Source organism: Ferrimicrobium sp., from assembly GCA_022690815.1.
In the GTDB taxonomy this organism is placed as follows: domain Bacteria; phylum Actinomycetota; class Acidimicrobiia; order Acidimicrobiales; family Acidimicrobiaceae; genus Ferrimicrobium.
This window is the reverse complement of record JALCZJ010000018.1, coordinates 36,500-50,829: the sequence shown is the minus strand read 5'-3', so window position 1 is coordinate 50,829 and position 14,330 is coordinate 36,500. Positions and strand designations below refer to the sequence as shown.

Genomic DNA, 14,330 nt, shown 5'->3' with positions numbered 1-14,330 from the left:
CTGGTTGTGGGGCTGGGGCCGCCTGTGGAGCTGGGGCTGGTCGTGGAGCTGGGGCTGGTTGTGGAGCTGGGGCTGGTTGTGGAGCTGAGCCAGCGTCACCTACCCGAGCGACTACCGTCCCAACCGCAACAGTATCACCTTCGGGAACAAGGATCTCAGTCACGACTCCCGATGCCGTGGCCGGGACCTCTGAGTCAACCTTATCGGTTGACACTTCGAAAAACGGTTGATCGATCTCAACGCTATCACCGACTTGAACGAGCCACTTTGTGATCGTTCCTTCGGTTACAGTCTCCCCTAATTGAGGCATAATTACATCAGCCAACGTGCAAACTCCTTCCGGTTAGCGAAAATACTGTCTCACCAAACGCTTCAGAAAGCGTCGGATGTGGTTGGATGAACTGTGCCAACTCCTCGGCACTTGCTTCCCAGTTAACGGCAAGATAGCCTGGCGAAAGCAGTTCGGTTGCCCAAGGACCCACAATGTGGACCCCCAAGATCTGGTGGGTCGCCTTGTCGGCGACAACCTTTACGAATCCATCGACTTCACCAATGATGCGAGCTCGGGAATTACCACCCAACGGGTCCTTTTTTACGATCGGGTCGTAACCACGCTCTCGAGCCTGCTCCTCGGTCAATCCTGCAAATGCGATCTCAGGATGGGTATAGATGCACCAGGGCACCCTCGAGTAGTCCACTGACGGCGATACTTCGCCGAGGATCGTCTTGATAACAGCAACGCCCTCAGCAAACCCTACATGAGCCAGCTGAGCAGTGTCGATCAGATCTCCAACTGCATAAACCCCAGGCTCCGAGGTTCGATAGCTGCCATCCACATCGACGAAACCTCTGTCTGAGATCGTGACAGACGCCTGGCCGTCAACAATGCCCTCGGAGTTTGGACGCCTACCGATGGCAACGACTATTTGATTAACGGTAATCGTCGTGCCGTCCGCAAGCGAAAGCGTCGTCTCAGCCCCGTTGGGAGTGTGACCAGTGACGCCTACGCCAGTCTTAATCTGGATCCCACGCTTCTTGAATGACCGAACCATGACGTCAACCAGATCTTGATCAACGCCAGGAAGTAGCCGAGGTAACGCCTCAACAATCGTGACACGACAACCAAGATCGGCCATCAACGACGCAAATTCGCAGCCGATGACCCCACCGCCAACAATAGCTACAGCCTCTGGCAGCTCCGTCAACGACAACACCTCATCAGAGGTCAATACATAATTCCCATCAACATCAAATCCCGGGATCGTGCGTGGCCGAGAACCTGTAGCGAGGATGACGCTGTCTCCAACAATGGTCTCACCCGTTGAAACGGCGATCCTTCCATTGCCTTCATAAACTCCATTACCGGCGTACGTGACAATACCTCGGCCCTTCATCAAGCCAGCAAGACCACCTGTAAGTTTGTCGACAACGGACTGTTTACGCTTCTGCGAAACCGCGAAATCGACAATGGGGTCGCTGCTGGTGATTCCAAACTCCGCCGCACCACGGATACCACGGTAAACAGCAGCCGTTTCAAGATATTCTTTCGCCGGAACACAACCCCGCTGCAGGCAAGTACCACCAACCCGATCGCGTTCCACAATGCCAACCTTGAGACCTGCTGACGCACCGTAGAGTGCAGCGGCGTATCCGGCGGGACCCGCGCCCAGTACTACCACATCGAATGCTTGCTCTTCGCTCAACACCCTTCCTTCCTTGCACCGCCCCCCTACTAGTTTTAGTAGAGATCACGACCCGGTAATAAATCGACTAGCGACCCCAGGTTCGCTCTGGCCACATACGATGCGCAACCTCCAACAAATCGAGGTACTCCTCATCGGTCAGGATCAAGTCGGCTGCCTCAACATTGGAACGAAGCTGGGCTACCGATGAAGCCCCAGGGATTGCGACCACCGACTCGTGCGACAGTACCCACGCGAGAGCCACCTGCGCTATCGATGCTCCATGGCTTGTGGCTATACGCTCCATAACCGCTCGCACCGGGCGAAATGCCATCAGGGTGCGATCCTGAAATTCACGCCTCAATCGTCGCATGTTGCTCGGCCTTGCGTCGATATCGTAACGACCAGCGAGCAGACCCTGCTCGAGGGGAGAGTAGGCGATAACCAATCGGTCGTGAGCAGTCGCCCATGGGACCATCTCGCGCACCGGCTTTCTTGCAAACAGCGATAGGTGGACCTGGTTGGTCCAAAGTGGAACGTTGACCGATGCCTGGGTACGCTGCCATGCGCCGAGCGAATAATTCGAGACCCCAAGCATTCGGATATCCCCAGCGTGCAACATCAGGGCAAACTCATTGACCTGGGCCGACAACGAAAATGCTGGATTCGGGAAATGGAGCTGATAGAGGTCAATCTCCTCAATCCCAAGGCGCGCCGCCGAGTTTCTCGCGTGCTTTCTCCCAATGCCACGTAATGGCAAGATCGGGGCATACTTTGTCGCCACCAAGGCATCGCGTCGATGGGAACCAAGGGCTTGGCCAAGAATGCGCTCAGACCGGCCAAAGCCATACATTTCAGCGGTATCGAACAGGTTGATGCCCAACGCGAGGGCCTCCTCAACCAACTCGAACGCGACACGATCCGCGTATTCGCTCCCGTAGCCCCACTCCGCAGAACCAAATTGCCACGTGCCGAGCCCAATCACGCTAAACCGGACACCGCCTACTTCCCGATACCTCACAGCTACAGCCTAGGAGTTATCGGCGTGACGACCAATCAGAGGCGGGGTAGAGGCACCTAGGAAGACATCCTTGCTTGACTCATTGCTACGGCCCTAGCATCAACAGACCACGATCGATCGTGGTCAACGTCACGTCACTAACACCGCTCGTTGGTTCTAGCGGGGAGGCATCCGAAGAGCACCGTCCAACCTGATCACCTCTCCATTGAGATAATCATTATCGACGATCGAGAGCACCAGCTTGGCAAAGTCACTCGGGACGCCCAAACGCTTTGGAAACGGCACCGAGGCACCGAGCGCAAGCCGCACCTCCTCTGGCAGCGTACCCAACAAGGGTGTATCCATGATTCCAGGGGCAATCGTGACAACGCGAACCCCCACACTGGAGAGATCTCGGGCTGCTGGAAGTGTGAGCCCGACGATACCCCCCTTAGATGCGGCATAGGCAATCTGCCCTATCTGTCCGTCATAGGCGGCGATGGAGGCCGTGTTGATGACCAACCCTCGCTGACCATCGCGTGGCTCAACCTTCGAGAGATAGCTGGCCCCATGACGAAGAAGATTGAACGTGCCAAAGAGGTTGACACGCAGCACGCGTTCAAAACTCTCTAAATCATGCGGCCTGCCGTTACGATCGATTGTTCGCTCGGCAATCCCAATGCCAGCACAATTCACTACCAGCCGCATGGTGCCAACCTTGGCAGCCTCCGACATGAGGTGCTCGACTGCGTCCCCATCGGCGACGTCGGTGGGGACGAAGCGTGCACCACGACCGAGTCTCTCCACTGCCTCTTTACCAGCCGCTTCGTTACGATCGGCGATTACTACCGTTGCACCGGCATCGGCCAGCGCAGACGCCGTAGCGAGTCCCAAGCCCGATGCTCCACCACTGATGACAGCGACCTCTCCGCGTATATCCATGCCGTCAATCTAGCCGAGCCAACGAACGGTACTCAAATTCAATCAGCAACGAACGCCCGAGGTGTGGCTAGCGAAACTGGCGAGCAGCCTCTTGGGCGTAGAGATCAACCTGGTTGTTGTGCGGGTCGCTGCTATGCCCCTTGACCCACTCAAACGTCACCTTTCTGCCGACGTGCATGACCTCTTGCAGCAGTGGTCGCCACAAATCACTATTGGCAACCGGTTCACCCTTGGAGTTTCGATAGCCGTTGATCTCCCACTTCTTCCACCAGGCTTGACGGAAGCAGTTCACGACGTATGTCGAGTCCGACCGAATCGCGATGTCTCCTTCATGCGACCGTAGTGCCTGCAAGACCGCCATCAGCTCCATCCGTTGATTGGTGGTCCGGGCCTCCCCTCCCGACTCCCAAGCGCCGGAGGCGGGTTCGAACCAGGCCCAACCGCCAGGACCAGGATTTCCTCGACACGCACCATCGGTATAGATCAACAATGCCACCTAACACCTGCCTTCAAGGATTAATTCTGACTGATGGGGAGTGTAACAGGTGGAACTCTTCGGCAAAAGCTGCAAGAATGGTAGATGTGATTATCGACGGCTTTGCACATCAGATTCCAGACATCGACCCAGAAGAGACAGCAGAGTGGGTTGACTCGTTCGACTCGCTCGTGGACGGGCGCGGCAAGCAGCGCGCCACCTTCCTCCTCATGAAGCTGCTTGAGGCTGCCCGAGAACGCCAGGTTGGGTTTCCCGCGACCGTTTCGACCCCTTACATCAACACCATCGCGCCCGAAAACGAACCGTGGTTTCCCGGAGATGAACACGTAGAACGGCGCATTCGTGCGTTCATTCGATGGAACGCGGCTGCGATGGTGACGCGGGCAAACCATCTAGCTGACGGCATCGGCGGCCACCTCTCAACCTATGCAAGCTCAGCCTCGCTCTACGAGGTCGGCTTTAACCACTTCTTTCGCGGCAAAGACGCAGGATCCCCGGGAGACTTCGTCTACTTCCAGGGTCATGGCTCACCGGGTATCTACTCACGTGCCTTCCTGGAGGGCCGCTTGACTGAAGACCAGCTCGATCACTTCCGCATGGAGGTTGACGGCCTAGGCATCCCGTCTTATCCGCATCCGCGGCTGATGCCTGAGTTTTGGGAGTTCCCGACGGTTTCGATGGGCCTTGGGCCGATCCAGTCGATCTACCATGCTCTCTTCAATCGCTACATGAACGATCGACACCTCGCCAACACGGCTGAGAGCCGGATCTGGGGCTTCGTCGGGGATGGGGAATTTGATGAACCAGAGACCTCAGGAGCGCTCTCTCTCGCTGGCCGTGAACACCTTGACAACCTCATCTGGGTCGTCAACTGCAACCTTCAGCGCCTTGATGGCCCTGTCCGCGGCAATGGAAAGATCATCCAGGAGCTCGAGGCCACGTTCCGCGGAGCTGGCTGGAACGTCATCAAAGTCATTTGGGGTTCCAAGTGGGACGAACTACTTGCCCGTGATACCGACGGCGTCCTCCTTAACAAAATGAATACGACCCCTGATGGTGACTTCCAGAAACTCGCAACCGAGAGCGGCGCCTACATCCGAGAGCACTTCTTCGGCCCCGATCCCAGGCTGCGTGCGCTCGTCGAGCACCTGAGTGACGAGGATCTCCAACAGTTGCCTCGCGGAGGACACGATTACCGCAAGCTCTACGCTGCCTACCATGCTGCGGTCAACCACCGAGGGTCACCAACGGCGATTCTCGCCCATACGGTCAAAGGCTGGACACTCGGCCCCGATATCGAGGCTCGTAACTCGACCCATCAGATTAAAAAGATGACTGTTGAGCAGCTGCGTCAATTCCGCGATCGCCTGCACCTAAACGATGTAATTACCGATGAGATGTTGGAATCTCAAGAGCCACCCTATATCCGCCTCCCAGAGGGGTCGATCGAAGCTGCCTACATGGAATCTCGCCGCAAACAGTTAGGAGGGTCGTTGCCGCGTCGCATCAATCGCAGCGCCGAGCTTCCCGCACCAAGTGATGACGTCTTCAAAGAGTTCTACCTTGGGTCAGCTAAGCAGCAAGTGTCGACCACCATGGTGTTCTCGAAGTTGTTACGCAACCTCATGAAGGATCCGTTGGTCGGTCCCCGAGTCGCGCCGATCGTTCCTGACGAGGCGCGAACCTTCGGGCTCGAGGCACTCTTTCGAGAGGCCAAGATCTACTCCACGATCGGACAACGCTACACGCCGGTCGATGCAGGACTCCTGCTTTCCTATACCGAGGCCCAGGACGGTCAGATCCTTGAGATGGGTATCACTGAAGACGGTTCGACGGCGATGTTCACGGCGGTAGGAACGTCGTATGCCACACTCGGGGTACCGATGATTCCCGTCTATCTCTTCTACTCGATGTTTGGCTTCCAGCGATCCGGTGATCTCTTGTGGGCTGCATCCGATGCGCGAGCGAAGGGATTTCTGATTGGCGCTACGGCTGGGAGAACGACGCTGCTCGGCGAAGGACTGCAACATACCGACGGCCACTCACAGATACTTGCTGCCGTATATCCCAACGTACAGGCTTATGACCCAGCTTTTGCGTACGAGATCGCTGCGATCGTCAAGCATGGGATCGCAGACATGTTTGGACCCCAGGGTCGAGATGTCATCTACTATCTGACGACCTACAATGAGAACTACCTCATGCCAGCGGTAGATCCCGACCAAAACCTTGAAAAGCTGAGCGACGCGATCGTGCGAGGGGGATATCGGTTCTCGTCTGGACAGAAGCCACAGTCGTTGGCACCGATCTCGTCGGCAACTCCGCGTGACCGCGAGCGACACGCGACCCTGTTGTTCTCCGGAACCGCACAGTCGTCGGTCAGGGCTGCGGCTGAGGCCCTGCGTGAGCGCTGGAATGTCGTCTGTGATGTCTACTCGATCACCTCCTACAAGCGGCTCAGGGAAGACGCCGAAGCGGCCGAAAGATTCGAGCGCCTCAATCCAGGTGAGTCTGCTGAAACCCCATGGGTCTCTCAGCTGCTCGGTAGTGCCGAGGGACCGATCATCGCAACCACTGACTTTGTCAAGCTGGTGCCCGATCAGATTCGACCCTTCATCCATCAGCCATTCGTATCGTTGGGAACCGATGGCTTTGGTCGTTCAGACACCAGAGAGGCGCTTCGCCGCTTCTTCGAGACCGATGAGGCATCGATCGTGGTCGCCACGCTCGGGGCACTTGCCAAGCTCGGTGATGCCAAGCCAGAGGAGGTCAGTGACGCGATCACCCATTATGGTGTCGTATACAATCATCATGACCCAACCGTCTAACCATCGCTGAGAGAGGCACCTACATGCTGACCGGAGACATCTACCTTTCACCCGACGAAAGGGCGAACGAGTTTCTCAAAGAGAATCCGTTTGGTCTGCTGGTTGGCATGCTTCTCGATCAACAGATCCCGATGGAGCGTGCGTTTAGTGCTCCATATGTTCTCGATGGTCGCCTACGTGAGCATTATGGCCTGAGTCTTGAGCCAGCTGCTGTTGCATCGTTGGGCGATGAGGATCTAGTCTATCTTTTTTCCGAAAAGCCTGCGCTCCATCGGTTCCCCAAGTCCATGGCCTCCAAGTGTCACCTATTATCGCGACGGATCGTTGATGATTATCACAACAATGCCGCAGCGCTGTGGGAGGAGGCAGAGTCGGGGTCGGCGGCGCTTGCGCGCCTGCAGTCTCTTAATGGCTTTGGATCGGACAAGGCCAAGATCTTTCTCGCGCTATTGGGCAAACGCTTCGGCGTCGCTCCCCCGGGATGGGAGGAGGCATCAGACCCCTTTGGTAGGGCAAACGAGGTGCGTTCGGTGGCGGACGCGAGTTCTCTACAAGCCCTTGAGGAGATCCGACTGTTCAAGGCGTCCATGAAGGCGGCCCGAAAGGTCTGACGCCGCTTGTCGGCACGCTCTTGGATGCACCCGTCGTCGAGTTCTTTCCTAAATCTACGACCACGACCAAAGCACGGCGCGACGCCGCTGGTCATGCCATCGAATTTTCTCATAGCAGGGCGCCGCTCGACGCTTCTGAAAACGTATTCACTTGCAAGGATGCAGAGCTTCGAGCCCACAGACATGCGCTCCGAGGCGGTGGAGCTGACGATCGTAAAATAAATTTCCTGCCATCGTTGAACAATCAGGATCACTCACGCGTACTTGGTGTCAGTTGTTCAACTCGAAGGGAAACACACGTGAAGGTCCATCCGTCAACCAAAGCTATCAGATTGCTATCCATCGGCCTTGGGGCTGGTGCTTTGAGTCTGCTCGTGCTCCCGCAGGCAGCCTTCGCCCAACCGACGGCCGAGGCTCACCTCTATCCACAGATGGCAACCCACCAGATCGGCTCCACCAATGGCTCCAACGGCGACACCAATCCCTATGGGTTGGCCGTGATACCCAAGACCCTGGGCAGCCTAACCGCAGGCGATCTACTCGTTACTGATTTCAACAGCGCATCATCGATGGGTCAAGGCACATCACTCGTGGAAGTAAACCCCGCGACTGGCGCATCGAAGGTCTTCTATCAAAATGCAGCCATCACTGGCCCGGTCGGTATTGCCATCAACCCATCAGCAGACATCGTTTGGGTGACGTACTACGGAACCGCCACCGACGGATCGGCCTCTGGCTACGCCGTGATCTCGAACACCGGAACGCTCCTGGCCAACTACACCAACACCACGAGCTCCTACAACGGCAACCACGACCTGTTTGAGGGTGCTTGGGGTGCCGCGTTCGCCCCGGGCGCCTTTTTCTGGTCCAATGCCGGAGCAGCAACTCCAAACGCGACCGGCACAACCGGCCAAGTCTGGCGGCTCAATCCCAATCCAACCGCTACGACGAAGAATGGTCAGCCAATCAACGCTACCTATGTCCCTCTCGCCACGAACCTACCGACCGCAGACATGGCCGGATCCACGCTAACCCCCAGTAACGTCGCTGGCCCTCAAGGCATGGCCTATGACGCTGCCAACGGAACCTTGTACGTCACCGACGATTACAACAACGCGATCTATGCGTTACCCAACGCACTCACGGCAACAGGCCCCGTCACGCCGATGATGATCGCCCAGAACGGAGCTTTGAGCGCCCCTCAAGGCATTGCGATTAATCCAGTGAACAACACGCTGTTGGTCGTCAATGGTGCCTCGAACAACGAGCTCGTCGAACTCACCACCTCGGGGCGTATGCTCGCGACACGCACGCTCGACACAGGAAACGCGGGGGCACTCTTTGGTCTTGCAACAACCTCGATGGGTCATGGACGTCTCGGAATCTACTTCGATGACTCCAATACCTCCACGCTTGATGAACTCAACGCTCCAACGTATGGCTACCAGTCCTACCAGTTCGCCCAAGCCGATGGTGCTACCACCGCATTCGGCGTCCCATCGATGCCTGCCGCTCCCAAAGTGATGGGCAAGGTTGTTGGGATGGCCTACGCAGCAGGCTCCAACGCAAGCGGTTATTGGGAAGTGACTGCTAACGGCTCCGTCTATGCCGCCGGTAGCGCCCACAACTATGGTGGGCTCAACGGCACGAAACTCGCATCCCCAATTGTTGGGATCGCTTCGACCCCTGATGGCAAGGGATATTGGCTCGTGGGCGCCGATGGTGGCGTCTTCAACTTCGGAGATGCTGGGTTCTATGGGAACACGTACTCCGACGGGCTGACTGGCCTCATGGGTAAACACCCGCTTAATATGCCGGTCCTTGGAATAATCGCCACCCCCGATGGTGCTGGTTATTGGCTAGTGGCCAAGGATGGTGGCGTCTTCAACTTCGGAGATGCTGGGTTCGCTGGCTCTGGCGCCCATTTGGGTATGACATTCGTCGCCGCTGCAGGTCCACTGCAGTAAGGCTAGGCAACGCGATGGTGGTAAGAGGGGATGGAATGCTCGAAGTAGTTCTGCAGGATCTGTTCGAATCATTCTCCCCTCTTATCCGCGCCCAGGTCTACGGAGTGGTCAAAAACACAACCACCGCTGATGACATCGTCCAGGAAACCTTCCTGGCTGCGCTCGACCACAAGGATGCACTGGTAGCCGACAAGGAGCGGCTCAAGGGTTGGCTTCTCGTCGTTGCTCGCAACCGCGCCATCGACCACCTACGGCGGTCACACCGACTCTCGAGCATGAACAATGTAGATGTCGAACATAGTGGCGATGGAACCATCAGCGTCATCGATAGGATCTCTCTCGAATCCGCCATCCAATCGTTAACCGACGACCATCAGCTCGTGATCCGCCAGGTTTTGGTCGAAGGAGTCCCAACGGTAGTCCTCGCGTCACAACTTGGCATACCCGAGGGAACGGTGCGATCTCGCCTCCACTATGCTGTCAGAATCCTGCGAGCAGCCCTGGAACAAGAGCATGACCGACGATAACTCACTACACGAACTCCTAGTCGAATATACTCTCGGCGCGCTTGCGCCAGCCGAGCGTCGTGCCTTTGAGGCGCATCTCATCGTCTGCGAAGAATGCTCCAAGGCGATAGACGCAACGACGTCGCTCGTGGTAAACATCGAAAACCTGCGCGACGCCTCCACCGCAGCGGCACCCATGGCCAACCCAACAGTCCACGAGGAACAAAAATCCGTCCGACTTCGCTGGCTCGCCAGGGTCGGAACACTCGTTGTCGGAGCCGCAGCAGGTCTCGTGATCGGCCTTTCATTGGCTCACAATCCCGCCACCAGTGCGAAACCCACCAGTGTCATCGCAATGCCATCCCCGTCGACTGGGGTCACTGGTTCCCTCGCGCTGTATGAGAAGCCTTGGGGTACCCAGGTTCGTGCGACCTTTGCGAACCTTCCCTCCAAGGGGCAGATTCGAATGGTCGTCGCCAGCACCAGCGGGCATGTCACGACCACCTGGCTCGGCACGCGTCGCACCAACATCGCCCTAGATGCGGCGATCCCGTATCGACCCAATGCAATCAAATGGGTCGGCGTCTATTCCTCCAACGGACGCCTTATCGATTCGTGGAGCCAATAGACACGCCTCGACTTGTCTCGGACGTTCTCTCTTGATCGATAACTCATGGAAGATTTTGGAAGAAGATGGCCACGACACGGCCCATGACCTTTGATCAGCTGACACACGGCGACCATGTCGTGAATCGCCGCTCAGCGCCAAGTATTTGCATTCCACAACAATTCAACTAAGATTTAAATGGCAAAAGTTCTCCAGTAAACGAGCTCCATGGCCGTGCCATTACTCAAATGTAGTGCGAGTCGGACACGGCTTTCATCCAGTTGCCAAGGGAGGGAACCTGATGAGCGCCACCAACGCTACACCGACCGATACGCCAAGACCAACGCCGAGAACTGGGCTCGCGTTGGCGGTGGTGATGACCGGCGTGCTCATCACGGCGGTCGACACCACGATCGTTGTACTCGCACTGCCCGAGATCGAACGCGGTCTCCATGTCGCCCTCTCCTCGGTGATCTGGGTCATCATCGGCTATCTTCTGGTGGTGACGCTCCTCGCCTCGCAGGTCGGAAGACTGGGGGATATGTACGGACGAGTCAAGATGTACGAGACCGGCTTTGTCGTCTTCATCGTCGGCTCCGCTCTGTGTGCTCTGTCCTGGAATGAGCCCTCGATCATCGCCTTCCGTATTCTCCAAGGTATCGGTGGTGCACTGGTGACCGCCAACAGTGGAGCGGTCATCGCTGATCTTTTCCCACCGGAGAAGCGAGGCCGAGCCTATGGTTTCAACGGAATCGGCTACTCACTCGGCGCGGTGCTGGGCATCGTCTTGGGTGGCGTCATCGTGACCTTCATCTCCTGGAGATGGATCTTCTGGATCAACGTGCCGATCGGCATCGCTGCGGTTTTACTTGCACTACGAGTCCTCCACGACTCCGGGACTCGGGAGAAGCGTAAGATCGACATTGCCGGCATGGTAACCGCCGGTCTCGGCCTGTTCGGTATCCTCTGGGCCGTTACTAGCCTGGCGACCAGCTCGCTCGATACGACACTGATTCTGTTCTTGGTTGGAGGGGTCGTCCTTCTCGTGGTGTTCGTCCTCATTGAGCGGGTCCAGTCCGATCCGATGGTCCGTCTCTCGCTCTTTAGAGTACCCACCATGACCCCATCCTTGCTCGCCTCCATGTGTCAAGGTCTTGCCAACTATGCCGTGCTTTTCCTCGTTCTCATGTACCTCCAAGGACCGCGAGGGCTCTCGCCGCTCGATGCCTCGCTACTCCTGGTTCCGGGGTATCTCGTTGGTGGGGCCATTGGACCATTCTCGGGACGCATGGCCGACAAAATCGGACCTGTGCTTCCTGCTACCTTCGGCCTCGCGACCCAAATCATTGGGCTAGCACTCTATGCCCAACTCGGCATGACTACTGGCCTGTGGCTGGTGGTCGTCGCAAGTGTCATCAATGGAATCGGATCGAGCAGCTTCTTCCCGGCCAACAACTCAGCCGTCATGAAAGCGGCCCCTCGCAACGTCTTTGGAATCGCCTCTGGCATGCTTCGCACCTTCCAGAACACCGGGATGGTCTTCTCGTTCTCGATGGCGATCCTGATCGCCTCTCGAACGATTCCACGACAGGTCGCCTTTGCCATCTTTGTCGGAACTGCAAAGCTACACGGCGCGATCGCAAGTGTCTTTGTGAGCGGTCTCCACTCGGCCTTTTACGCCTCGATGATATTCTTGATCATCGCAGCTGCTCTCTCAGCGACTCGGATTCGCCATGGTTTAATCATCCGATCGACGGCCGAACGTCATTGAGTGGCAAACCAGTCGCCATCAACACACTGACCCTCCGGCGGAGGCCTCCCAAGCAAACAATTCCTAACGCGTGGCTCTCGTCACCAGCCGCGCGCGATCCAATCGTCGAGACTACCTGACTCAGCCCCGATGGTGGTCGGCGCGCCATGCCCGGGCAAGACCACCGTGTCGTCATCAAACATCGCAAACAGACGCCGCAGAGAACGGATGATGGTGGGAAAGTCTCCGCGCGGAAATTTGGTTGCGCCGGGACCACCAGGGAAGAGGGTATCCCCAGTAAACAGCACTCGCTGACCGAGCGCCCCAAGACAGATCGAACCCGGTGTGTGTCCAGGCGTGGCCAACACTTGCAATGAGATCTCGCCAAGACGGATCACTTCGTTATCGACAAGGGCGATATCGTAACCATCCAGGAGGGCTGCATCCGGCTCGCCGACCAATACCTGGACTCCCAGTTGACGCAGGTGCGCGACTCCGCCAATGTGATCGTCATGTCCATGAGTAATCAACGCCCGAGAGACGCCGCGATCAACCAGCTGCGTCAAGAGACCTAGATCGTCCCCGGTCGCGTCGATCAGCAAGGCTTGTGACGTGTCTTGGGTTGAAAGAACGTAGAGGTTGTTGTCCAGTGGTCCGACGACATACTGATCAACACGAAGTTGGCCAAATACCTGACTTGTTTCCATTCGCTTGTGCCCTCACTTCACCGAGATCCACCTGTAGGCTAGTCACTGTAGCTGCGATGCCGCCAAGGAGACATCGCGGATCGTAAATCACGGATTGTGAAGTAGTCACAGCAAGACAAGAGGGAGGCTTACGTTGAATTTCGCGATGACGCCAGAGCAGGAAGAGCTCAAAACCACAACCCGTCGATTTCTCTCACAACGCCTGCCAACGAATCAGACTCGAGCCATCATGGAGACGGAGCACCCAATCGCGCTCGATGTATGGGCTACGATGGCATCTGAACTCGGTGTCGCTGGGGTGCTCGTTCCAGAGTCAGCCGGCGGACTCGGACTCGGGTTCGTAGAGGCAGCCTGTATCCTCCAAGAGATTGGGCGCATCGTCGCCCCGCTTCCATTCTTGGTAACCTCTGTGCTCGCTGTGGAGCTTCTGTCATTCGGGGATCCAACGGCACCCGCTACCGCATCGACCCTCGAAGGGATCGCCACCGGTGCCGTCGTCGTCGGCCTGATGGGTAGATCCGCAGAGGACCCATTGGCACCCTGTGGCACCCTGACGTCAAACAAGGTAGATGCCGGGAGTCGATTTGTCCTCGATGGTGCACAGGCTACCCATCTGCTGGTTGCAATCGAAAGCGATGAGGGACCGATGCTCGCGCTCGTATCGGCTACCTCGCCAGGTGTGCACATCACAGCACAGACGACCCTTGACCTGACGAGACCCATAGCTGAGGCAACGTTGAGCGCCGCTGATGCCACCATCGTCCTCGATCCCTCCGCCTTCCAACGGGCTCGCTCAAGCTTTGCAACGATGGCTAGCGCGGCCATCGCCCAAGACATGATTGGGGGTGCCGAACGCGTCCTAGAGATGTCGGTGGACTACGCAAAGGATCGCCATCAGTTCGGTCGCCCTATTGGAAGCTTTCAGGCGATCAAACACCGGCTTGCCGACATGCTGGTGGACGTCGAATCCGCCAGGTCAACAGCGCTCTATGCCGCCTTTACCATCGCTGACGGCGCAGACGATCAGGCGATCGCAGCAGCGACCGCCAAGTCGGTCTGTGGTGATGCCTACTTCCGCGTTGCGAGCGCTGCAATCCAAGTTCATGGCGGCATCGGCTTTACCTGGGAACACGATGCCCACCTGTACTTCAAACGCGCCAAAGCCGATCAGATTCTCTTTGGCAATGGGCCCCTGCATCGGCGCCGCCTCGCAGGTTTGCTGGGTCTTACATGA

The 14,330-nt window shown here is 57.3% G+C and carries 13 protein-coding genes; 7 read left to right on the top strand and 6 right to left on the bottom strand.

The annotated features are described in order from the left end of the window. From MP439_07040 to MP439_07020, 5 genes are all read right to left on the bottom strand, one after another. Positions 1 to 325 (bottom strand): dihydrolipoyllysine-residue succinyltransferase (locus MP439_07040; protein ID MCI2975817.1); only part of this gene is annotated, 325 nt, incomplete at its 3' end. Continuing rightward, a complete protein-coding gene (lpdA, locus tag MP439_07035; GenBank protein MCI2975816.1) occupies positions 318 to 1,703 on the bottom strand; it encodes a dihydrolipoyl dehydrogenase in 1,386 nt (461 codons plus the stop codon). The genes MP439_07040 and lpdA, both read right to left, overlap by 8 nt. A 67-nt stretch (positions 1,704 to 1,770) precedes the next feature. Then, a complete protein-coding gene (locus tag MP439_07030) occupies positions 1,771 to 2,703 on the bottom strand; it encodes an aldo/keto reductase (protein MCI2975815.1) in 933 nt (310 codons plus the stop codon). Positions 2,704 to 2,859: 156 nt separating this feature from the next. Beyond that, complete coding sequence (locus MP439_07025; GenBank protein ID MCI2975814.1) at positions 2,860 to 3,624, bottom strand: SDR family NAD(P)-dependent oxidoreductase; 765 nt, start codon at positions 3,622 to 3,624, stop codon at positions 2,860 to 2,862. A gap of 67 nt (positions 3,625 to 3,691) precedes the next feature. Next, positions 3,692 to 4,120, bottom strand: a complete 429-nt coding sequence (locus MP439_07020; protein MCI2975813.1) for a ribonuclease HI — start codon at positions 4,118 to 4,120, stop codon at positions 3,692 to 3,694. A gap of 77 nt (positions 4,121 to 4,197) precedes the next feature. Here MP439_07020 and aceE point away from each other — a divergent pair, with 77 nt between their 5' ends. The 6 genes from aceE to MP439_06990 all read left to right on the top strand — a co-directional run bounded on the left by aceE (position 4,198) and on the right by MP439_06990 (position 12,410). Further along, entirely contained in the window at positions 4,198 to 6,948 is a 2,751-nt protein-coding gene (gene aceE / locus MP439_07015) for a pyruvate dehydrogenase (acetyl-transferring), homodimeric type (GenBank protein MCI2975812.1), read from the top strand. Between the two features lie 23 nt (positions 6,949 to 6,971). After that, complete coding sequence (locus MP439_07010; protein MCI2975811.1) at positions 6,972 to 7,559, top strand: Fe-S cluster assembly protein HesB; 588 nt, start codon at positions 6,972 to 6,974, stop codon at positions 7,557 to 7,559. Positions 7,560 to 7,858: 299 nt separating this feature from the next. Further along, positions 7,859 to 9,526 carry a hypothetical protein gene (locus tag MP439_07005; GenBank protein MCI2975810.1) on the top strand — a complete coding sequence of 556 codons (1,668 nt, stop codon included), beginning with the start codon at positions 7,859 to 7,861 and terminating at the stop codon, positions 9,524 to 9,526. Positions 9,527 to 9,561: 35 nt separating this feature from the next. Then, complete coding sequence (locus MP439_07000; GenBank protein MCI2975809.1) at positions 9,562 to 10,053, top strand: sigma-70 family RNA polymerase sigma factor; 492 nt, start codon at positions 9,562 to 9,564, stop codon at positions 10,051 to 10,053. Beyond that, on the top strand, positions 10,040 to 10,660 hold the full coding sequence (locus MP439_06995; GenBank protein ID MCI2975808.1) for a zf-HC2 domain-containing protein: 621 nt from the start codon (positions 10,040 to 10,042) through the stop codon (positions 10,658 to 10,660). Before MP439_07000 ends, MP439_06995 begins: the two co-directional genes overlap by 14 nt. Positions 10,661 to 10,940: 280 nt before the next feature. Next, positions 10,941 to 12,410, top strand: a complete 1,470-nt coding sequence (locus MP439_06990) for an MFS transporter (GenBank protein MCI2975807.1) — start codon at positions 10,941 to 10,943, stop codon at positions 12,408 to 12,410. Between the two features lie 80 nt (positions 12,411 to 12,490). Here the strand turns inward: MP439_06990 and MP439_06985 are convergent, their stop codons facing one another. Then, the gene (locus MP439_06985) at positions 12,491 to 13,096 is read right to left on the bottom strand and encodes an MBL fold metallo-hydrolase (protein ID MCI2975806.1); all 606 of its coding nucleotides are present in this window, start codon (positions 13,094 to 13,096) and stop codon (positions 12,491 to 12,493) included. 145 nt (positions 13,097 to 13,241) lie between these two features. Between MP439_06985 and MP439_06980 the strand changes: the two genes are divergently transcribed. Next, a complete protein-coding gene (locus MP439_06980) occupies positions 13,242 to 14,330 on the top strand; it encodes an acyl-CoA/acyl-ACP dehydrogenase (protein MCI2975805.1) in 1,089 nt (362 codons plus the stop codon).